Origin of the sequence: Actinosynnema pretiosum (assembly GCF_024171695.1) — a bacterium.
Classification (GTDB): Bacteria; Actinomycetota; Actinomycetes; order Mycobacteriales; family Pseudonocardiaceae; genus Actinosynnema; species Actinosynnema pretiosum.
Genome location: NZ_JAMTCF010000011.1, coordinates 313677 through 334733, shown reverse-complemented (window position 1 = coordinate 334733; position 21057 = coordinate 313677). Strand labels below are relative to the sequence as shown.

At 73.0% G+C, this 21057-nt stretch carries 18 protein-coding genes; 9 read left to right on the top strand and 9 right to left on the bottom strand.

The window, feature by feature from the left end; all coding sequences use genetic code 11:
- The coding region (locus tag LV78_RS23735; protein ID WP_253847822.1) for a helix-turn-helix domain-containing protein at nt 1-226 on the bottom strand (226 nt) is incomplete at its 3' end.
- Between the two features lie 289 nt (nt 227-515).
- The gene (locus LV78_RS23730; RefSeq protein ID WP_253847821.1) at nt 516-1445 is read right to left on the bottom strand and encodes an NADP-dependent oxidoreductase; all 930 of its coding nucleotides are present in this window, start codon (nt 1443-1445) and stop codon (nt 516-518) included.
- Nucleotides 1446-1576: 131 nt separating this feature from the next.
- Between LV78_RS23730 and LV78_RS23725 the strand changes: the two genes are divergently transcribed.
- Together LV78_RS23725 and LV78_RS23720 are read left to right on the top strand one after the other, a co-directional pair.
- A complete protein-coding gene (locus LV78_RS23725; RefSeq protein ID WP_253847820.1) occupies nt 1577-2086 on the top strand; it encodes a MarR family winged helix-turn-helix transcriptional regulator in 510 nt (169 codons plus the stop codon).
- Nucleotides 2087-2187: 101 nt separating this feature from the next.
- The gene (locus LV78_RS23720; protein ID WP_253847819.1) at nt 2188-3417 is read left to right on the top strand and encodes an APC family permease; all 1230 of its coding nucleotides are present in this window, start codon (nt 2188-2190) and stop codon (nt 3415-3417) included.
- On the opposite strand, the gene LV78_RS23715 is transcribed toward LV78_RS23720, so the two are convergent.
- On the bottom strand, nt 3396-3998 hold the full coding sequence (locus tag LV78_RS23715) for a class F sortase (protein WP_301307217.1): 603 nt from the start codon (nt 3996-3998) through the stop codon (nt 3396-3398). The two genes, LV78_RS23720 and LV78_RS23715, sit on opposite strands and share 22 nt — an antisense overlap.
- 398 nt (nt 3999-4396) lie before the next feature.
- Between LV78_RS23715 and LV78_RS23710 the strand changes: the two genes are divergently transcribed.
- The 3 genes from LV78_RS23710 (at nt 4397) to LV78_RS23700 (ending at nt 7111) form a co-directional block, all read left to right on the top strand.
- Nucleotides 4397-5089, top strand: a complete 693-nt coding sequence (locus LV78_RS23710) for a hypothetical protein (RefSeq protein ID WP_253847817.1) — start codon at nt 4397-4399, stop codon at nt 5087-5089.
- A gap of 104 nt (nt 5090-5193) precedes the next feature.
- The gene (locus LV78_RS23705) at nt 5194-6288 is read left to right on the top strand and encodes a glycosyltransferase family 4 protein (protein WP_253847816.1); all 1095 of its coding nucleotides are present in this window, start codon (nt 5194-5196) and stop codon (nt 6286-6288) included.
- Between the two features lie 16 nt (nt 6289-6304).
- Complete coding sequence (locus LV78_RS23700; protein ID WP_253847815.1) at nt 6305-7111, top strand: glycosyltransferase family 2 protein; 807 nt, start codon at nt 6305-6307, stop codon at nt 7109-7111.
- 45 nt (nt 7112-7156) lie between these two features.
- Here the strand turns inward: LV78_RS23700 and LV78_RS23695 are convergent, their stop codons facing one another.
- On the bottom strand, nt 7157-7633 hold the full coding sequence (locus LV78_RS23695; protein WP_253847814.1) for a peptidoglycan-binding domain-containing protein: 477 nt from the start codon (nt 7631-7633) through the stop codon (nt 7157-7159).
- A gap of 395 nt (nt 7634-8028) precedes the next feature.
- Between LV78_RS23695 and LV78_RS23690 the strand changes: the two genes are divergently transcribed.
- The gene (locus LV78_RS23690) at nt 8029-9276 is read left to right on the top strand and encodes a helix-turn-helix domain-containing protein (RefSeq protein WP_253847813.1); all 1248 of its coding nucleotides are present in this window, start codon (nt 8029-8031) and stop codon (nt 9274-9276) included.
- Nucleotides 9277-9320: 44 nt separating this feature from the next.
- Here LV78_RS23690 and LV78_RS23685 read toward each other — a convergent pair whose 3' ends face one another.
- The 3 genes from LV78_RS23685 to LV78_RS23675 form a co-directional block, all read right to left on the bottom strand.
- Nucleotides 9321-9956 carry a hypothetical protein gene (locus tag LV78_RS23685; protein WP_253847812.1) on the bottom strand — a complete coding sequence of 212 codons (636 nt, stop codon included), beginning with the start codon at nt 9954-9956 and terminating at the stop codon, nt 9321-9323.
- Between the two features lie 100 nt (nt 9957-10056).
- Complete coding sequence (locus tag LV78_RS23680; RefSeq protein ID WP_253847811.1) at nt 10057-11106, bottom strand: hypothetical protein; 1050 nt, start codon at nt 11104-11106, stop codon at nt 10057-10059.
- Between the two features lie 232 nt (nt 11107-11338).
- Nucleotides 11339-13369 carry a dynamin family protein gene (locus LV78_RS23675; RefSeq protein WP_253847810.1) on the bottom strand — a complete coding sequence of 677 codons (2031 nt, stop codon included), beginning with the start codon at nt 13367-13369 and terminating at the stop codon, nt 11339-11341.
- Nucleotides 13370-13828: 459 nt separating this feature from the next.
- Between LV78_RS23675 and LV78_RS23670 the strand changes: the two genes are divergently transcribed.
- Nucleotides 13829-15778, top strand: a complete 1950-nt coding sequence (locus LV78_RS23670) for a hypothetical protein (protein ID WP_253847809.1) — start codon at nt 13829-13831, stop codon at nt 15776-15778.
- Between the two features lie 91 nt (nt 15779-15869).
- Nucleotides 15870-17411: an ABC transporter substrate-binding protein gene (locus tag LV78_RS23665; RefSeq protein ID WP_253847808.1), complete on the top strand. Its 1542-nt coding sequence runs from the start codon at nt 15870-15872 to the stop codon at nt 17409-17411.
- A 92-nt stretch (nt 17412-17503) separates the two neighbouring features.
- Here LV78_RS23665 and pcaB read toward each other — a convergent pair whose 3' ends face one another.
- Nucleotides 17504-18868 (bottom strand): 3-carboxy-cis,cis-muconate cycloisomerase, encoded by a 1365-nt coding sequence (gene pcaB, locus LV78_RS23660; protein ID WP_253847807.1) that lies wholly within the window; start codon nt 18866-18868, stop codon nt 17504-17506.
- Between the two features lie 129 nt (nt 18869-18997).
- On the opposite strand from pcaB, the gene LV78_RS23655 reads away from it, so the two are divergent.
- Nucleotides 18998-19969 (top strand): right-handed parallel beta-helix repeat-containing protein, encoded by a 972-nt coding sequence (locus LV78_RS23655; protein ID WP_253847806.1) that lies wholly within the window; start codon nt 18998-19000, stop codon nt 19967-19969.
- Nucleotides 19970-20023: 54 nt separating this feature from the next.
- On the opposite strand, the gene LV78_RS23650 is transcribed toward LV78_RS23655, so the two are convergent.
- Entirely contained in the window at nt 20024-21028 is a 1005-nt protein-coding gene (locus LV78_RS23650; RefSeq protein ID WP_253847805.1) for a pectinesterase family protein, read from the bottom strand.
- Between the last annotated feature and the right edge of the window lie 29 nt (nt 21029-21057).

The window sequence follows — 21057 nt, the reverse complement described above, 5'->3', positions numbered from 1 at the left end:
TCGTCCGACTCCGCCCGCCGCTCCATTTTGGGTCCAGCGCCGTGAACCCCCGCTCGTTGAACGTGTGGATCACCTCACGCACGTAGTCCTCGCTCACCTGCATCAACGAGGTGATGTCCCGGACCGCCTGACCCTGGCCCGACATCAGCACCACGATCGCCCGCCGCAGCCGCACCGGATCCTTCGAGGTCCTGGTGATCCGCTGGATCTTCCGGCCCTCCTCCATCGATAAGGGCCGGACAAACACGCTCGGTCGACGAGCCACAGCCACCTCCCGCACTCGACATGCGAGACCAGCCTGGCCGATCAGCCCACCAGACCGATTACCGGGTCAACCCTCCGAGACACGCCACTAGGTACACAAACAGCCACTTAAAGGCCGAATCACCAATGAAATTTCCGCCACAACGGGCGGTAGCCCACCACAGGCCGACAGCACGACCCGAACCCGACACCAGGCCGCCCGACCGCGTCCCCGCGCGGGTGAGGCGCGGGGAGGTCGCGGCCCACCGGGGTCACACCAGGACCACGACCTTGCCGGGCAGCGTCGTGGACTCGGCGTGCACCGACGGCAGCTCGGCCAGCGGCACGCGGCGGGCGACGTCCACCCGCAGCTCGCCCCGGTCGACCCGCTCGCCGAGCTCGGCCAGCTGGGCGGCGTCGCTGCGGACGAACAGGTTCACGCCGCGCACGCCGCGCGCCTCGTCGGTCGGGGCGGGCATCCAGACCGTGGTGTTCACGACGATCCCGCCGTCGTGGACCAGGTCGGTCAGCGCCGCGAGCTGCTCCGGGGCGACCGGGGCGAGGTTGAGCACCAGGTGGACCCGCTCGGTCACCGCGTCGGCCAGGGCGACCGTGGTGTGGTCGACGACCTCGTCGGCGCCTGCGGCCCGGACGCGGTCGGCGGTGCGGGGGCTGGCGGTGGCGATCACGTGGGCGCCCGCGGCCTTGGCGAGCTGGATCGCGTGGCCGCCGACCGAGCCGCCCGCGCCGTTGACCAGGACGCGCTGGCCTGCGACCAGGCCGCCGTGGTCGAACAGGGCCTGCCAGGCGGTCAGGCCGACCACCGGGAGCGCGGCGGCGTCGGCGAGGGGGATGGACTTCGGCGCGGGCGCCACCGCCTCGGCGGCGGTGACCACGTGCTCGGCGGAGGCGCCGACGCCGGTCATGGACAGGAAGGCGACGACCGCGTCGCCGACCCGGACGTTCGTGACGCCCTCGCCGAGCGCGTCGACGGTGCCCGCCACGTCGAGGCCGGGGGTGTGCGGGAGGGCCACCGGGATGGGGCCCTGCATGAACCCGGCGCGGATGTTGCCGTCGACCGGGTTGAACGAGGTGCCCGCGACCTTGATCCGGACCTCGCCCGCGCCGGGGGTGGGGAGCTCGACGTCCTCCAGGACCAGGACCTCGGGGGCGCCGTACTGGTGGAAGCGCACTGCCTTCATGGGAGAGCCTCATCTCGCTCGGTGTTGCTTCGAGTTCGAAGTAACTGGGGAGAACACTAGCGTTGCTTTGAATTTGAAGCAAAGTGACCTGCGCCACGGTGCTTTGAATTCAAAGCAGTAGACTCGGCGGCATGGCCGACACCCCGCCGTCGCTCGACCCCGTGCAGCTCGGCGCCTACTTCGACCTCATCGAGGTCACCAGCCTGCTGCGGCACGCCGTGGAGCAGCAGCTGCGCGAAGCGGGCGACCTGAGCTACGTGCAGTTCCAGCTGCTCGCCCGGCTCGGCGACTCCCCCACCGGCAGCCACCGGATGACCGACCTCGCCGACGGCGTCGTCTACAGCCGCAGCGGCCTGACCTACCAGGCGGGCCTGCTGGAGAAGGCCGGGCTGGTCACCCGCGCCCCGTCGCCGGACGACGAGCGCAGCGTCACCGTCACGATCACCGACGCCGGGCGCGCGCTGCTGGTGGAGGTGCTGCCGGGGCACGTCGAGGTGGTCAGCGGGCTGCTGTTCGAGCCGCTCTCCCGCGACGACGTCACCACCCTCGCCGGGCTCCTCGCCCCGGTCCGCGACCACATGCGCGCGGTGCCGCCCCGCTCCGCCGCGCCGCGCAAGCGCAGGGGCGCGCCGCGCGGCTGACGTTTCCCGGCGCGGGGGTGAACAGTCGGGGTTCGCGCGGGCGGGTCGCGCCGGGGACGTGGTGCACTCACCCGGTCGCCCCCGATCCGAAGGACGCGCCCGTGCCCCCACCCCCGCTCGCCCGCCGGTTGGGCCTCGGCGGCGCGACGCTCACCGGGTTGGGCGCGATGCTCGGCGCGGGAGTGTTCGCGGCTTTCGCGCCCGCCGCCCGCGCCGCCGGGACCTGGCTGCTCGCGGGACTGGCGATCGCCGCCGTCGTCGCCTGCTGCAACGCCGCGTCGTCGGCGCGCCTCGCGGCCCGCCACCCGGTGTCCGGCGGCGCCTACGCCCACGGGCGCGAGCGGCTCGGGCCGTTCTGGGGGCACCTGGCCGGGTGGGGGTTCGTGGTGGGCAAGACGGCGTCGTGCGCGGCGATGGCGCTGACCGCCTCGGCCTACGCGCTGCCCGACGCCGGGCGGCCCGCGCGCGCCGCACTCGCCGTGGCCGCCGTGCTGGTGGTGACCGCGCTGACCTGCTCGGGCGTGCGCAAGTCGCTGGCCGCCACGGCGGTGATCGTGGCGCTGGTGCTGCTCGTGCTGGCGCTGGTGGTCATCGCCCCGGCGCCCGGCGCGGGCCGGACCTGGACCGGGGACGTCGGCCCGCTGGGCGTGCTGGAGTCGGCCGGACTGCTGTTCTTCGCGTTCGCCGGGTACGCGCGGGTCACCACGCTCGGCGAGGAGGTGCGCGACCCGGCCCGCACCATCCCGCGCGCCGTCGCGGCCTCGCTGGCGATCGCGCTGCCGGTGTACGCGGTGGTCGCGGTGGCGCTGCTCGACGCGCTCGGACCGGGCGGGCTGGCCTCGGCGACCGATCCGCTGGCCGCCGCCGCGTCCGGGTGGCCGTGGTCGGCGCCGGTGGTGCGGGCGGGAGCGGCGCTGGCCGCGCTGGGGGCGTTGCTGGCGCTGGTGCTCGGCGTGTCCCGCACCGCGCTGGCCATGGCGCGGGACGGCCACCTGCCGCGCGCGCTGACCGCCGTGCACCCGCGCCACGGGGTGCCGCACCGCGCCGCGACGGCGGTGGGCGCGGTGGTCGCGGTCCTGGTGTCCGCAGTGGACCTGCGCGGGGCGATCGGGTTCTCCTCCTTCGCGGTGCTGGTGTACTACGCGATCGCCAACGCGTCCGCGTGGACGCTGGGCGGCAGCCGACCGGTCCGCGCGGTGGCGGTGGTCGGACTGGTCGGCTGCCTGCTCCTGGCGGTCGCGCTCCCGCTCGGCTCGGTGGTCGCGGGCGCGGCGGTGCTGGCCGCGGGAGCGCTGATCCGGTTGGCGCGTCAGGGGAGCAGGACCGCGTAGGCGATCACGTTGTCCCGGTAGCCGCGGGCGGACTCGTCGAACTCGCCGCCGCAGGTGATCAGCCGCAGCTCGGGCCCCTGGGTGTCGCCGTAGACCTGCTCGGTGGGGAAGCCGTCCTTCGCCACCCGGTCCACGCGGGTCACCGCGAACCGCGCCGTCCCGCCGCCCGCCCGGTCGACGAGGACCTCGTCACCCGCGACGAGCTCGTGCAGCCGGGAGAAGACGCCCGCGCGCCCGCCGCCGTTGACGTGGCCCAGGACCACCGCCGGTCCCGGCTCGCCCGGCCTGGGCGCGCCGGTGAACCAGCCGGCCTGCTCCGGCTGCTCGACCGGTGGGACCTGCACGGTCCCGTCGGGGTTGAGCCCGAGGTCGACCAGCGACGAGGACACCCCGAGCTTCGGGACGCGCACCCCGGTCGGCCGCGCGACGTCAGCGCTCGGAGCGGTGGCGGTGCTCGCGGTCACCGAGGTCGACAAGGGCGGCGAGGTCGGCGCAGGGGGCGCGACGTCGGACGCCGCGCACCCGGAGAGCAGCGCGGCGGCGGTCGCCAGGACCGCCACCGCCGAACCGATCCGGCGCATCAGGCCCGCCTGCGCCACGCCCAGGCGACCCCGGACGGGACAGTGCTTTCCTGGGCACCGGCGACCCCCGCGCCGGACAGCAGGACCAGACCCGAAAAAGCGCAGGCTGAAGCGAATCGAGCATTCATGACTTTCCCCCATGAGTCGCCACCGGATGATCATCCGGCGGCCGTGGTGCTCCTTGCCCTCCGAAAGACGCACGCGCTCATCAGGGGTTGCTCACCCGGACCGGGAATTCGGCCCCCGCGCCCGGAAGGCCGAACGCAGTCCTCTGTGTACGGACGCGGGCGTTCCGGAACCACCTGTTGCCGAAAACCTTTTCGGCTGCGACAGTGGTGGGCAGGGGGAGCACGGTGACCGCCGCCGCCAAGGCAGATCCGAGCGGATGTGAGGACGCGATGACGCGTTTGCGGAAGGTGCTCGTCCCCCTGCTGTCCCTGGTGCTGACAGGCGCGCTGGCCGGTTCGCCCGCCGCGCAGGCGGCCCCGGTGGAAGCGCTGGCGCCCCCGACCGGCACGGTGCGGGTGCACCTGCTCGTGCCGTCCGACGTGGCCCCCGACCAGCGGTACGCGGACGGGATCGCGCGGGTGATGGTCGAGGCGCAGCGGTACTACAAGCAGGAGCTGGGGAAGACGTTCCGGCTCAACGACCCGGTGGTCGAGGTGATCACCGGTGAGCGCGTGCGCAGCTGGTACGAGAACACCCCGAACGGTTCGGAGCGGTACTGGTGGACGGTGTTCAACATGCAGCAGGAGCTGCTGCGGCGGCTCGGGCTGGGCGCGCCGGACAACCGGTGGTTGAACGTCGGTGAGATCCGGGCCGAGGGACCGGGCGCGGGCGGTGGCGGCGGTGGCGGCTGGGTGATCCTGTCCGGGCACGACGCGGACGGGGCCGCCGGGGTCAACGGGCCGATGAACCGCTGGTACGGCGGGATGGTGCACGAGCTGGGGCACGCCCTCGGCCTGCCGGACTCCAGCTTCACCGACGGCACCCCGATGTCGGCCTCGTTCTACGACTACCCGAACACGCACTTCAACCAGTCCCAGAAGAACGGCATCCTGAACGGCCCGTACCGGAACTTCCTGTACTGAGCCGACTTCCCCTCGGCGTCGACGGCCGCCCGTGCGGTCGTCGGCGTCGCCGCGCGCCCGCCGCGCGCCCGTCACGGCGGCGCGCCCTGTGCCACACTGCGGCCATGCGGGTCACGTTCGTCCTCCCGGTGTTCTCCCGGCTGCCGAGCGGCGGGTTCCGCGTGGTCTACGAGCACGCGAACCGGCTCACCCGCCGGGGCCACGAGGTGACCGTGGTGCACGAGCGGTGGCGCGAGGGCTGGCGCAGGCCGGTCAAGCACTGCCGCGAGATCGCGCGGGACCGCTGGCACAGCAGGAGACCCGACGGCCTCCACCGCTGGTTGCGCTGGACGCGGGTCGACCCGGCCGTGCGGATGGTCATGGTCGACGAGCTGTCCCCCGGAGCGCTGCCCGACGCCGACGTCACCGTGGCCACCTACTGGACCACCGCGCGGCTGCTCCTGTCGGCCCAGCCCCGGCACGGCCGCCCGGCGCACCTGGTGCAGGGCTACGAGATCTGGGGCGTCCCGGACCCCGGCGAGGTGGACGCGGTGCTGCGCTCGGCGCTGCCCAAGGTCGTGGTGTCCGAGCACCTGGCCGGGAAGCTGCGCGGACTCGGCGTGCCGGACGAGCGGATCTCGTTGGCGCGCAACGGCTTGGACCACGCCGCGTACCGCCCGCCCGACCCGGACCCGCCGAGGGGCGCGAGCGTGAGCGTCCTGCTCGGCACCGGCCCGCAGAAGGGCTCGTCCACCGCGATCGCCGCGCTGCGGGCGGTGCGCGCGGAGCTGCCCGAGCTGCGGGTCAACGCGTTCGGCCCCGAGCGCAGGCACCCCGAACTTCCCGCGTGGGCGGGGTACTCGCGCGCCCGCAACGGTCCCGAGCAGGCCAGCCACGCCTACCGGGGCAGCGCGGTGCACCTGTGCTCCTCGGTGCACGAGGGCTGGGGCCTGCCGGTCGCGGAGGCGATGGCCTGCGGCACGGCGGTGGTGAGCACCCGCAACGGCGGGGTGGAGGACTTCTGCGCGCACGGGCGCAACGCCCTGCTGGTGGACGTCGGCGACGCGGACGGCATGGCCGGGGCGGTGCTATCCCTGATCGGCGACGGGGCGTTGCGCGCCCGGCTGGTCGAGGCGGGCAGGCGCACCGCCGAGGGCATGGACTGGGAGCGGTCGGCGGAGGCGTTCCTCGCCGCGCTGGAGAAGATCCGAAGCAGCTGACGAACCGGAAGGTCCCATGCGCACGATCTCGGTGATCACCGCGGCGCACGCCCCGAGCGCCCACTACCTGGCGGAGACGGCCAGGAGCGTTGCCGCGCAACAACTCCCGCCGGGCTGGGCGTGCGAGTGGCTGGTCCAGGAGGACGGCGAGGCCCCCGCGCTGGCCGACCGGGTCGGCGGGGCGCGCTACGCGGGCAACGGCGTCAGGCTCGGCATCGCCGCGACCCGCAACCTGGCGCTGGCGCGGGCGACCGGCGAGCTGGTGCAGAACCTGGACCACGACGACGTCCTGCTGCCGCACGCGCTCGCCACCCTGATCAGCCGCTTCGAGGAGCACCCGGTGCACTGGGCGGTGATGTCGGCGGACGACCTGCTCCCCGACGGCACGCGCCGCCCGTTCCCGCCGGACCTGCCGCACGGCCCGGTGCCGCCGGGCGCGGTGAACCGCTGGGCCGAGGAGCGCGGCGGCAACTGGCCCCTGCACGGGGGTGGCCTCGCGGCCAGGACGGAGACCCTGCGCGCGCTGGGCGGCTGGACCGGCGTGCCGGTCGACGACGAGCTGGGCGCGCTGGTCGCCCTGTCCGAGCTGACCCCCGGCTGGCACGACCACGCCGTGACCTGGCTCTACCGCAAGCACCCCGCGCAGACCACGAACAGCTCCCTCTACCCCGGCCTCGAGCACACCGGCCGCCGGATCGCGCTGCAGCGGGCGAAGGCGCTGCGCAGCACGGGGCTGCGGGTGTCCGTCGAGCGGCCGGGGGCGGGCAGCCACGACGTGGACCTGGGGCCGAACATCCGCCTGGTGGGCGGGGAGTCCGGGTGAGCCGGGGGCGGGACGCCCGAGGACGTCCCGCCCCCGGCAGCAGGATCAGCAGTGGCCGGACGAGGTGTTCGCGAAGCGCTTGAACGCGGCCTGGGTGCCCGAACCGGGGTCGCCGTCGATGGCGCCGGTGTAGCCGTAGTCCGCCTTCAGGAGCCGCTGCAGCGCCTTGATGGTGTTCGGGCCGGGGTCGCCGTCGATCGAGTCGGTGTAGCCCCAGTAGGCCTTGAGCCCGCGCTGGAACGCCTTCCAGCTGTTGGTGCCCAGCTGGCCGTCGATGCCGTCGGTGTAGTTCCAGTAGTCGGCGAGCCAGCACTGCACGTACTTGGCCTGGGTGGTGCTCAGGCCGAGGTTGACCACCGCGAGCACGCCGACGTCACCGGACTGGGCGCTCTGGGCGGAGGCGGGCGCCGCGACGACGGCGGGGGCGGCCAGCGCCGTCGCGGGCAGGACCGACGCCGAGCCGACCACCACGGCGGTCGCCACCAGGGCCTTCATCCACTTCTTCACAACAATCAGCTCCATCGATCGCAGGTGGATTCCACAAATCACGGCGGCGGACCGCGAGGGCGTTCACAGAAACCGGGCAAGACTGCGGTTAACCGACCGAACAGGCCGAAGACCGTTGGCTTGCGAGACCGCAGCGGGCTATAAAGATCGCCAGCGCACCAGCGCCTGACGAGGGGGATCACTCGTGACAAGGAATTCCGCAGCGCGACTCGACGTGCGACCGAACGACCACGGAACCGCTTTCCCCACGAGCACCTCCCCCATTCTTCGCCGCCCCGCTGAATTACTCCCGACGACCGTGGCGGGAACTCCTCAACCATCGCGCGCCGCCGCGCCGGAACCCAGGTCCCTGACCGGCACTTCGCAGGCACGTTCCGATCGCGGGCGCCCCGCCGGGAAGGACGGCGCCGGTGTTCGGTGACCTGGTCCGCACGCACCGGCGGCGGCTGTCGCTGACCCAGGAGGACCTGGCCGCCCGGTCCGGGGTGGCGCTGCGCAGCATCGGCAAGATCGAGAACGGTCGGACCTGCGCGCCGAGGGCGGCGACGGTGCGCCTGCTGGCGGGCGCGCTCGGCCTCGCGGACGCCGACCTGACCGGTTTCCTGGTCGCGGCCTCGGGCCAGGAGCCGAGCGCGGGGCCCGCGCAGCTGCCCGTGGACGTGCGCGGCTTCACCGGCCGGTCCGGGGAGCTGTCCCGCCTGGACGCGCTGCCGACGCCGACGGCGGCGGTGGTCTGCGCGGTGTCCGGCGCGGCGGGCGTCGGCAAGAGCGCGCTGGCGGTGCACTGGTCGCACCGGGCGCGGGGCCGCTTCCCGGACGGCCAGCTGCACGTGGACCTGCGCGGCTCCACCGCGCCCCGGCGCCCGGCCGAGGCGCTGCGGGACCTGCTGGAGGCGCTGGGCGTGCCCGAGGACCGCGTCCCGTCCGCCCCGGACCGCAGGGCCGCGCTGTACCGGGGCCTGCTGGACGGCAAGCGGGTCCTGGTGCTGCTGGACGACGCCCGCGACACCACCCAGGTCCGCCCGCTGCTGCCCGCCGCGCCGGGCTGCCTGGCCCTGGTGACCAGCCGGGGCGCCCTCACCGGCCTGATCACCGGCGTGGGCGCCCACCCGCTCCCACTGGGCGCGCTCCCCCACGGTCAGGCGCGCGACCTGCTGACCGCCCGGCTCGGCGCGGCCAGGACCTCGGCCGAACCGCGAGCCGTTGACCGCCTGGCCGCCGCCACGGCCGGGCTCCCGCTGGCGCTGGCCGCCGTCGCCGCCCGCGCGGCCACCCGCCCAGGGCTGCCGCTGGCGGCGCTGGCCGAGGAGCTGAGCCGGTCCGGGCTGGACGTCCTGGGCGACAGCGACGACCCGGCGACGGACGTGCGGGCCGCGCTGGCCTGGGCGCGCGGGGCGGTGGGCGCGGACGCGGCGCGCCTGCTCCGGCTGCTGGCCGGGTGCGCGGACGACGGGGTCGGCGCGTCGTGCGCGGCGGTGCTGGCGGGCTGCTCACCGGAGCGGGCGGCCGACCTGCTGGCCGAACTGGCCTCGGTCCACCTGCTGGCCGAGCGCTCCCCCGGCCGGTACGCGCTGCCCGACCTGCCGCGCGCCTGCGCCAGGGGATCGGCCGGTCACAGGGGTCCCGCCCCGAGGGAGGTCGCGCGGGCGGCGGGCTGAGGCGGGGCGCCACCCGCCGGGGACGGGCCCCGGCGGGAACCGCCTCACGCGACCGACGCGGGCCCCGCCTGCGTCGGAGACGGCTTGTGCAGCAGGAACAGCGCCGCCACGAGCGCGCTCACCACCACGAACACCAGGATCTCCAGCGGGATCGCGATGCTCCTGGGCACCAGGGTGCCCGCGCCCAGCGCGGCGAACAGACCGGCCGCCGCGCCCGCCGCGCCCTTGCGGAACCAGGCCGCCGGGACCAGCAGGGACAGGCCGACCACGGCGATGCCGCACATCAGCAGCTTCGCCGACGAGCCGTCCGCCACGGGGGACACCGTGACGCGCTCGCCGCTCGCGCCGACCACGTCCAGGGTCCGCCCGGCGAACCGCACCAGGGTGACCTCGGCGGGCGTGGCGGGGACGACGCGGTTGACGTCGTCCCAGCTGGGCAGTCCGGCGATGACGTGCTCGATGCCGCCCTCGTCCTTCGACTTCAGCTGCGCCGAGCCGTCGTAGTCGCGGAACGCGCTCGACACCGTGACGCGCTCCTCGAACACGCAGTCCTCGCGCTCGACGGCTCCGCACTCGGGCGCGAAGGCGAACGCCCAGCCCTCGGCGACCGCGCCACCCCACAACCAGGCCGACCCGATCGACATCAACGCCAACATCGCGGCCACCGCGATCGCCCTCATGGCGCAGGAGGGTAAGCCCTGGTGAGCGCGGGTACCAAGCACTGCTACGCAGTGTTTACATTCATGCGCCCAATGATCGCGGAAGGTGTTCACAACCGCGTTACGGTTCACGCGGGGCCCGTGCGGAACCGGAGGGGCCGGGCGCGCGGACCCAGGTCCGGGAGACGCCGCACTGCTCCGGTTTCGCCAGCCTGGCGCCGGACACGACCTCCTCGTGCGAGGGCACCGGGTCGCACGTCCAGGACGCCATCAGGTCACCGTCCACTTCGGACCGGTGACGCCACGGCAACCCTGGGTAGCCGGCGGGGACGGCGGTGATCGTGGGCACGGGCAACCGGTCGCCGTAGAGCCTGCCCGCCCACAGGTCGCCGCTGCCGTCGAGCACGCCGACGCGGCCCCGGTCCAGCAGCGCGGTCACCGGGAGGTGCGGCGGGAACCGCAGGCTGTTCTCCGCGCCGGGCAGGTCGTGCGCGGTGATCCAGTCGACCAGCCCGTCCTGCCTGCGCCCGAGCCGCTCGTCCGCGTAGCGGGAGCTCATCACCACCGGCACGGCCACGCCGCCCGCGTCCCGGTAGGACAGCAGCCCGGCGAGCCGCTGCCGCAGCTGTCCTGGCGTGTCCAGCGCGCTGACCGACACCCGCAGCTCCGCCCCCGCCGCGACGAGCCCGGCCAGCGCGTCCGGCGGGATCGGGTGGAAGTGCTTGGTGACGAACACGGTGCGGCGCCCGGACCCGCGCACCAGGTCGGCCAGCTCGCGCGCGCCGCGCCAGTCCCAGGAGGCGTCGCTGTTCCACTCGTTGCGCAGGAACCGCTGCCCGTCGGGCAGCGCCGCGAGGTCGGCGCGCAGCACGTCCGCGTCGAGGTGGTTCCGCACGCGGACGCCGAAGTCGAACCCGGCGCCGAACGCGGTCCGCGCGGCGAAGCAGCTGCCGTAGCAGACCTGGGTGACGGGGAGGCAGCCGAGGTGGAGGTCGGAGGTGAGGCTGTCGAAGGGCAGCCCACCCCGGCGACCGGCCCGGACGGTGATCGGCGCGGGGGCGTGAAGGGGGCGGACGGGGGCCATGCCCGAGGTGCTCTCCGCGACCAGCGCGCGGACCTGGCGCAGCGCGTCGGGGTCGTGGGCGGGCACGTCGAGCGGGTCGGGCGGCACGGCTCCTCCTCACGCCCGCGCGGCACGGGCCCGGCGCCCACTGGACCTGATGGCGGCGGCGGGGAGGTGGGCGGGGTTCGTGCACGAGCCGCAGTTCAGGGCAGTGGAGCGCCTCGGCACGAGGTCTGGCACCGGAGGAGGCGGAACTGGGTGCTTGCTCACAACGAGAACACGGCAGAGCGGACCTCCACCGGGACCGGTCGCGGCACGACGCGACCGGTCCCGGTGATCGCTACTCGATGAACCCGGTCAGCTCGGCCAGCAGGCTCTCGCCCTTCCGGCAGAGCGGCTCCAGGCGCGCGATGGTCTCGCTCAGGTCGAGGTTGCCGGGAGCGGCCAGCCTGCTCTCCACCACGATGATCTTCAGGGACAGCTCGTCACGGCGTTGCGACAGGAGTTCGACGGCGCGGTCGATGAGCACGGTGCCACGTGCGCCAGCGGCCAGCAGGTAGCTCTCGCAGTACTGGTCGGCGACGGTCTTCAGGTCGTCTACCCACTCCTCGCGGAGGAGGTCCCTGCTGCTCTGCCGCCGCTCCCCCCTCGTGCGCACCCAGTAGATGGCGGTGGCGAGCACCGTGACGAGGGCGGGAGCCGCCAACCCCGTGATCGCGGGGGTGCCGGTGGCGAGGGCGGCCACAGCCGTTGCCACCGGAGTGGAGATCCCGGTCCAACCGCTGATCGTGCTGATCATGTCCGCGCCTTCGGTGCGGTGGCGTGGAGAGGGCTCGACCATGATCTCGTCCAGGTCGACGCGCGACGCGCCCACCGACTTGATGTCCACCCTCCAGGTCTCGTCGACGGCGGCTCGGACGGTGGCGAGGACGCCGTTGGTGAACTCGCGGTACCCCCGCCCCCAGACCCGACCGGGGCCGTTCTCCTCGTGCGCGACCCACTGCTGGAGCACCCGTTCCTTCAAGGCGTCCAGCCGCGCGACTTCCTTCTCCTTCGTCAGATCGACCCCGTCGACCTCGTCCGCCAGCACCTCCCGCAGGTGCCCGGCGAGGCCGCGGAAGCTGTGCCGCACGTTGCGCAAGTGGGCGCGCAAAGCGCTTTCCAGCTGCTCGCGCAGCGCGTCGATCGCGGTCTTGAGGTGCAGTGCCCGCTCGGCGAGGTCCTCGCGCTCGGTCGCGAGCCGCTCCAGCGGCAACCTCGCCGAGTCCAGGTACTCCACCAGCGCGCGGTGGTGGGGGACGAGAACCATCTTCGCCTCGTGCGCCACGGTGGACAGGTGCCGCCTGCCGGTGCCCGCGGCGATGAGATCCCGCAACTCGTCGCGGAGCGCGTGCATCCCACTGCGCGCGATCAGGTTCTCCCCTCCGAGGCGATCGCCCTCGTCGCCCTGGGCGCGGAGCCACCTTCCCCTGGCCTCCCAGGCCGCGGAGACCGGGATGAACCCCCGGCCGATGAACTTGTCGACCCCATCGACCCCGTGCAGGCTCTCCCGCAGGTAGGCGTCGTTTCGCGCCAGGGTCTCCTGCCACTCCGCCCGGTCCCGGTAGTCGATCGTCGCGGCGCGGTCGATCCCCGTCATCACCCAGAGGACCTTCTTGCCCATCGCCCTCACGTGGTGCTCGTGCAACTTGTTGATCAGGTCGAGGTCGGGCTGGGACAAGGTGCGCGTGGCTTGGGTGACGAAGACGAAGCAGTCCGAGTCCTGCCACGCCCGTTCCGCGATGACGTCGTGCAGCGCGTGCGGGGACTCGGTGCCGGGCAGGTCGTAGAGCTTGGCGGGCATCTCCGGGCCGGAGATCAGTACTTCCACCTCCGCCAACGTCCGACCGAGGTGCTCCGCACTCCTGGATTCGGCTGCGGCCTGCTCGTCGGACGAGGTGTAGGCGGCGAGCTTGCGCTGATCGGGCGAGTTCCCGATGTCGTGCCACTGCGACGGCTGGTCCGCGAAGCTCACGCGCAGGAACCCGCGACCGGAAGCGTCCACCCCGGACGAGTCGTCGACCGGTTGCACGGACGCAGGGCACACCGTGGTGGCCCGGCCGGACGAGTACAGGAGCCCCAGGTACCTGTCGGACGACATGCCGTCCTCACCGCGCACCGGGGCGTAGTCCAATTTCCCCTGGAGCGCGCTCACCAGGAAGCTCTTTCCCGAGGAGAACGTCCCCACCATTCCGATGTTGATCAGTGCCGACGACGCGCGGGTGCGGTACCGGTTGATCGTGTCCACGTCGAGCTCAACGGACTCGCTCCCGGTCGGCAACCCGTCGAAATCCGACTTCGCCCTCAGCCACTCCGCAGCATCCCCCAGCACGCGCCTGAGTTCGGCACGGCGAAACTCGATCTCCCCCACAGCGCCCCTCCACCGAAGCCGTCACTCGTCCCCACGGTCCACCACTGCTTCGCAGACGATTCGCCGGAGCGGGGAAACGCAGCTCAGGGTACTCATGAAAAAACATCGGTCAACATATTGAAAATCCTGGGAAGCGGACACGAGATTACCTGAAACTTATTCACTCAGCAATTTTGCGGATCCACTGAAAGTTTTGACTACAACTACTCCGAACGAGTTCACACTAATCACCCCAACGGCAGCACCGAGCGCCATACCGACCCCCCTTTTGACCTGCTTGACGATTCACCGGATCCGGCGAACAGGTGAATAAAACAACTTTCCAGGTGAAGGCGCCGACAACGAGGGACTTCTTCTGATCCCCCCGGTTCTAAAGTCCGGTGCAGTCCACTGCAATCCACAAGGGGAGGTGGGACTTGGATGGCGAAGAAGGACTTGTTCGTCGGGAGGACCGAGTTGCTCCGACTGATCGACCGCATGGTCGAGCCTGGCGGGAGCGAGCGGAACCCCACGACGGGACGGGCGCTGGTGGTCGAGGGCTGTGGTGGCTCCGGCCGCACCGCGCTGCTGCGAACCGTTCAGCGGAACTGGGAGTTCAAGACCCCCGTGGTTCGGATAACGCCGGGCTGCGAGAGCGCTGACGAGGCGACGAGGCCGCTGCTCACGGCCATCCAGGTCGGGTTGAGCGGTGGCGCCCCCGGATACCCGCTGTCGTTCGAACGCCTCCTACTCGCGCAGATCGCCATCCGCGCCGGACTCTCGCCCGGTGATCCGACGGGGTCGTTGGCGCTCTTGCGCACGCAGACCGACGTGCACCGGGACCGCGCAGTGCTGAGCAGATTGGTCAAGGAACTTCTCGCTGAGACGAAGGACTTGCGCAGATCGTCGTGCGACGCCGACGTGACCGGGGACACCGAGCGCGAGGTTGTCGACCAGGTCATCGGTCTGCTGGATCGCCCGTTCCTGTCCCGCCGCACCCGCTGGAGCGAGGACGCGCTCGCCTGGTTCGGGCACCAGGACCAGGACTTGCACTTGAACGCCGAGCAAGCCAGGCTCCAACTCGGCTTCCAGGCCCACCGTCAAGACCACCACAACCGCTGCGCCGTGGACGACCTGCTCGTCGCGGCACTGCTCGCCGACCTGCGGGACAGCCTGGCCCGCGTGCGGAGGCCGGCCGCTGACGTCGTGGTCCTGGTCGACGACGGGGATTCGCCGAGGGCCACGGCGTTCTTCTCCGCCCTCCTGCGCGTGCGGCAGGCGCTCGCTGACTCCGGGAGTTCCCCGCGCCGCAACGGCTCCGACCGGCTCGCCACCGTCGTCACCAGCTCGGGCGCGCTCGTCGTCGAGATGACCGAGGACGTGGCCGCCCCCGCGCTGCTGGAGGAGCCCCCTGGGCTGGAGCCGGACTCCGGCCTGTGGACGAGGGTGCGCCTGCCCGGCCTGTCGCCCAAGCAGGTCAACCGCCTGGCCGACGACATCCTCTCGCCCTCGAACATCGGCACGGCCTCGATCGGCCACGCGGTGCACCGGCTCACGCACGGCCATCCCGGCGCCGCGAAGCTCGTGCTGGAGGAACTCGACTTCGGTTTGGGGAAGCGTGCGGGTGAAAAGGAGCAGGGACTGTCCTGCTTGGCGGAACTGGCCGACCGGCTCCTCTTCCCGCTGCTCGAACTGTTCCTGCACGAGGTGCCACCGTGGAACGGGCAGCAGGTCGAGGCATTGATCACGTTGTCCGCCGCCAGGAACGTCGGTGAGGCGCAGGTCCTCGTCCCGCTGCTGCCCTACCCCTTCGACTTGAACTCCGCGTTGCACTCGTCCCCCGCTCTGTGGAACCGCGACGCGGCCGTGGACGCGACCGGGTACGAGGAACTGCACCCACTGGTCCGCTACCTGGGCCTGCGCGCCCTGTCCCAGCGCGGAGCGGGGCACGAAGCAGCTTGGGAGGTGGTGCTGCGGACGTTGCGGGAGCACGCGGACGACCAAGCCGGGCGACTGCGGCACACCCTGCTGCTCGGTGAGCCGGGCGCACGCGACGCCGTGGCCGGGGAACTGGTCGAAGCACTAAAGGAGATGCCGACCACCGACTGGCTCGCGCTGTTCGACACCGTCGCGGCGGAGCTGAACCCGAGGGGGGAAGAACCGAAGCCGATCAGCGCCGCACTAGTAAGCGCGACGACGTTCGCGCAGCAACTGCTCGGAGTGGTGCCCTTGATCGAGCACAACCCAGGTGGCTCAGGAGCCCAATGGGCGGAGACGTACTGCGTCCACGCGGCCCTGGGCTTCCGCTACCTGGTGCCGTACGCGCAGGACCCCGTGCCGCTGATCCGGCGCGCACAGCACTACGAGAGCCGCAGCAGAAAACGAGGCTGAGAGCGTGGAGTACAGGTTCGGGTTGTTCCCGAAAGGACGGTCAGCGGGGCACAAGCGCCGACCGGAGCATTGGACGCGTTTGCTCTTGGCGGTGCTGGTCGTCGTGCTGGTGGCCGGGATCGCGAGCGTCGTCCCGCAGTGGACTCACCGGTGGTCGTGCCGGGACGGGCTCTGGCCGGACCGGGAGATCTGGGAAGCCGGTGGTAAGTGCGTCGGCCTGTCTGGGGGCCCGTACGCCTTCGATGAGGCGGCCTTCGAACCAGCCATGAAGGTCGCCGAGCAGCAGAACGGCTCTGCGGAGCGGGACTGCGGGTCGGACTCGCGGCCCGCGGTCACCGTCGGGGTCCTGCTGACCATGACCGACCCGATGGCAGGCACTCGCGCGGTGCAGGAGCTGGAAGGCATCCTGACCGGCCAGGCGCGGGCCAATGGTGAGCCGGACTGCCTCCAGCCGATCAAGGTGCTGGTCGGCAACCTGGGTGACTACGGGGGCGACGGCGATCCGGTCGCGGTCGCCACCGCTCTCGCCGAACACCCCTCGGGAGTCGTCGCCGTGGTCGGGATCGGGCTCAGCGACGTGAAGACGGCACGGGTCGCGAACGCGCTGGCGGAGCGGAAGATCCCCATGGTCTCCGACCTGATCACGGCGGAGGGGTTCGACCAGGGGACTTCCGGCAAGCCGAAGCCCGACTTCAGCGCGTGCAGCGAGGAAGGACGGGAGTACCGGGACGGGATCGGCAAGAGCTACTACTACCGCGTCGCGTTCCCCGGTTCGGTGCAGATGTCGGCCTTGCACAAGGTCTTGCCCGCACGCCTGGACTTCATCCTGGTCCCGTTGAAGACCGATGACCCCTACACGTGCACGGCGCTCCCGCTGATGCGGAAGCAGTTCGGCGGAGCGCCCAAGGAGATCAAGTTCGACACCGAGGAACCTCAGGGCGTGGAGCTGACGAAGCGCGCGATCTGCGCGGAAGCGGGGGACATCACGGTCGGGTACCTCGCCAGGGGACGTGATCTGGCGGGCTTCCTGCGGACGCTCGACGAGGCGTTCTCCCGCGGCCTGTGCCAGCCGTCCTCGGTCACCGTGGTGAGCACGTCGGACGGTCAGCGCGTGCGGGCGAAGGAGAGCGACGTGAACGCCGAGAGGTTGCGGCAGGAGGCGCTCACCTCGAACAGCTTCACCAGCGGCCGGATCAAGCTGGTCACCGCGCTGGTGGGCGGAGCGGACCAGACCGGTGGTTCCACCTCGGGCCGCGACGACTTCGCCAAGTTCGCAAAGGCCTTCGCCGCCGCGCACGGTCTGGAGGAGAGAGCCGTGCCGGAGCACGTGGACGCGGGCTGGGCGGTCAACGGGCACGACGCGATGAAAGTGGTGGCGGAGGCGGTGCACGCGCTGCCCAAGGAGGGTGGGCGCCGAGCGGGTGTCAACGGCATCATCGGCAGTTTCATCTCGGCCGAGCTGTCGGTGCTCGGCGCGGGTGGCCCGATCATGTTCGACAACGACGGCAACAGGACCGGGGACGCGCCGCCGGTCGTGCGCGTCTGCCCGGAGGTGCGTGGTCCCGACAAGGAGTTGGGACGGGTCAAGTCGGTGGTGCTGACTCCGGGGAAGCCCTTGCCTGACTGCCCCTGATCGAGGCCCCGGTCGCGCGGCGGGCAGGGTGCCGCGCGACCGCTCCAGGGAATCGTTGGCGCTGAGCGCCTCGCCTTACCCGGCCAGGGCGCTCACCCGCCTTCCCCGAACCCCCGCCAGCGCTCCACCGCCCGGTCGACCAGCCGCCCCGCCGCGCCGGTGTACCCGCTCGGGTCGCACAGCGCGCGCAGCGCCGCCAGGTCCGGCCCGCGCCCCGCCAGCGCGGCGTGCAGCCCGCCCGCCAGGTCGTCCGGGTGGGCGGCTGCCGCCTCCGCCAGCAGGCGCTTGGCCTGCGCCGCGCCCAGCACCGGCGCGAGCGCCGCGACCAGCCGCTCGGACGCGATCGCGCCGCCGGTCAGCGCGAGGTTCGCCCGCATCCGGTCCGGGAGCGCGCGCAGGCCCGCCGTCAGCGCCGCGGCGTTCCTGGCCGCGCCCAGGACCAGGCGCAGGGCCTCGCGCAGCGGTTGCCACTCGGCGTGCCAGCCGCCCGCCGAGCGCTCGTCCTCGACCACCATGCACTGGTGCAGCACCGCGACCAGGGCTGGCACCTGCCTGGCCGAGGCCAGGATCGTGGTGGCGTGCACGGGGTTCCGCTTGTGCGGCATGGCCGAGGACGCGCCCCTGCCCGCTCCCGCCGGTTCCGCGACCTCGCCGATCTCGGTGCGCGACAGCACCGCCACGTCGGCCGCCAGCCTGCCCAGCGCGCCGGAGGTGACGGCCAGCACCGAGGCCACGTCGGCGATCGGGGTCCGGGCCGCGTGCCACGGCAGGAACTGCGGGACCAGGCCGAGTTCGGCGGCGAACGGCTCGACCAGGGCCAGCGGGTCGCCTCCGGTGAGCAGGCCGTAGGACGCCAGGGTGCCCGCCGCGCCGCCCAGCGAGACCGGCAGACCCCTCGCCAGCACCGGGTCGAGGCGGTCGACGGCGTCGAGCACCTGGGTCAGCCACCCGGCCGCCTTGAGGCCGAAGGTGATCGGGACGGCGTGCTGGGTGAGGGTGCGGCCCGCCATCGGGGTGTCGCGGTGGCGCTCGGCGAGGGCGGCGAGCGCGGCGGCGGTGGCCAGCAGGTCGGCGCGCAGCGCCCGCAGCGCGTCCCGGCACAGCAGCGCGGTCGCGGTGTCCAGGACGTCCTGGCTGGTGGCGCCCCGGTGGACGTGGTCGGCGGCGGACGGGTCGGCGGCGCGGACGAGCGCGGTGAGCTGGGCGACGAGCGCGAGCACCGGGGTGCCGGTGGCGTGCACGCCCTCGACCAGCGCGGGCAGGTCGAGCGCGTCGGGGTCGGCCGCCGCTGCGATGGCCTCGGCCGCCTCCTGCGGGATCGCGCCGACGCTCGCCTGCGCCCGCGCCAGCGCCACCTCGGCGGCGAGCGCGGCGCGCACCCAGGCCCGGTCGTCGAGCAGGCGGTCGACGCCCGTGCCCGCCCAGCCGGGCGAGAGCAGTCCGGAGTCGGCGGGCACCGCGGCCTCCCGGCGGGGTCGGTGGTGGAACGCGCCCGCTGCCGGGCGCGTCGGTGTTGTCGAGCATGGCGGGGTTCGCGGCCTGCCGCACACCGGCGGCGGGCGCGCCCCGGCGGGGAGAGGTGTGGCATGGGGATCGGGGCGACCGCGCGGCTCGCGGCGGCCGTGGCGGCGGCGCTGCTGGTGGGCTCGGGCAGCGCCGGGGCGGCGCAGGACGAGCTGGTGGTCCGGGTGCGGCAGGGCGGCGCGGTGCCGACGCTGGAGGCCGCCCGCGCGCTCATCGCGGCGGAGAAGCCCGCGAAGGCGACCGTGCTCGTGCACGGCGGCACGTACTCGGAATCGGTGCTGTGGCGGGGAACCCCGGCCGGGAGCAGCATCACGATCGCGCCGCAGCCGAACACCGGGGACGTGGTGTTCGACGGGCGCGCGGCCGACGGGTACTGGGTGCAGGTCGCGCCGAAGTCGGGGACGTTGACGTTCCGGGGGCCGATGACCGTGCGGCGGTACGGCGACGCCGGGGTGCGCGCGGTCGGCACGGCCGAGGACGGGCCGGTGCGGGGCCTGACCGTGCGCGGGCTGGTGTTCGCGCAGATCGGCAACGCGTGGGTGCCGGGCGGCGGCGGGTACGCCGGGGTGCACCTCAACCACGCGACCGGCGCGCGGATCACCGGGAACTCGTTCCGCAACCTGGAGAACAGCGACTGCCCCGGTTGCGTGCACGGGGTGTACCTGGCGTTCAACCTGGGCGACCGGACGGCGGGCAGCGACCGGAACACCGTGGACGGCAACACCTTCCAGGCGATCTCCGGCGACCCGGTGCGGGCCAGCGACGGCAGCGGCGCGAACGTGGTGCGGGACAACGTGTTCCGCTCGGGCACCGCGCACGACGGGGCGCAGCGGGGCACCGGTCGGTACGGGATCTTCAGCTACTGGTCGTTCGAGCGGGCCGACGTGTGCGCGCGGGCGGTGAACACCTTCTCCGGCAACCGGTACGGGAACGGCTACTACGGCGACCCGATCCCGGCCGCGCTGACCGGGAGCGCGACGGGGCGCGAGTGCGACTCGGTGCGCGAGAGCGGGACCAACGCGCACCGGCCGTGACCGGGTTTCCCGGCGGGACGCTTCCCGCCGGGAAACCCTTGCCGGTCAAGGGGACTACTGCACCGGGTTCCAGCCGTCGTTGCCCGCCAGGTACTTCTGCGCGGTGTAGTTCGCGGCGGTGGAGGCGCTCATCTGCGGGCGGTCGCCCGTCCCGGTCGTGACGCCGGCGCCCGAGTTGTTGTGCTCGGTGAAGCGGCAGGTCTTCCAGGAGAAGCCGCCCATGTCCTGCCACGCGCCGGTCTGGCGGACGTGCCCGCCGAGCGTGGAGTCGCGCACCAGCACCTGCCCGATCGCGTCGGCCGCGCCACCCGCGTGCCAGCAGCGGCCGAGCGCGACGGTCTTGGCCGCCGACGGGCCCTTCAGCGTGGACCGGGTGATCAGGATGCCGTACGGGTTGGACGAGTGGGTGGCGGCGGCGGTGATGTAGCCGTTGTTGCTGCTGCCCCGGTCCAGCGACTGGATGGTGGTCGAGTCGACCACCAGCGCGCCGTTGCCGTAGATGAAGTCCACGGCGCCCTCGATGTAACTTTTGTAGACGTACTGGCGCACCTGGGAGCTGCCCGTGCCGCCCCAGGACAGGAACGTGTCCTGGTAGCCGAGCATCCGCACGTTGCGGTACACCTGCCGGTCGCCGCCCGCGTACAGGGCCAGCGCCTGGCTGTCGTGCGCGGCGTAGGTGTTGGCCATGGTCAGGCCGGTGATCGAGGTGTCCTTGGCCTTGTTGAGGACGGTGGCGCTGCCCTCGGTGCCCGCCGTGGACGCCGGGGTGCTGCCGGTGATCACGACGTCGGCGGAGTTGCCGGACGTGCCCTGCAGGACCAGCCCCGGTTTGCTCGCGGGGATGGAGACCTGGCCCTTGTAGGTGCCGGGCTTGATCTTGATGGTGGAGCCGGAGGACACGGCCGCGATTGCGGCCTGGACGGTGGTGTGGTCGCCGGAGCCGTCGGCGGCGACGGTGACCGTGGTGGCGGCCTGCGCCGGGGTGGCCAGCGCGAGTGCCAGCAGCGGGGCCGAGAGCGCCGCCGTGCCTGCGGTCAGGCGGGTGCCGTGCGGTGACATGCGTCAACTCCTCGTCGAGTCGCGGTGTG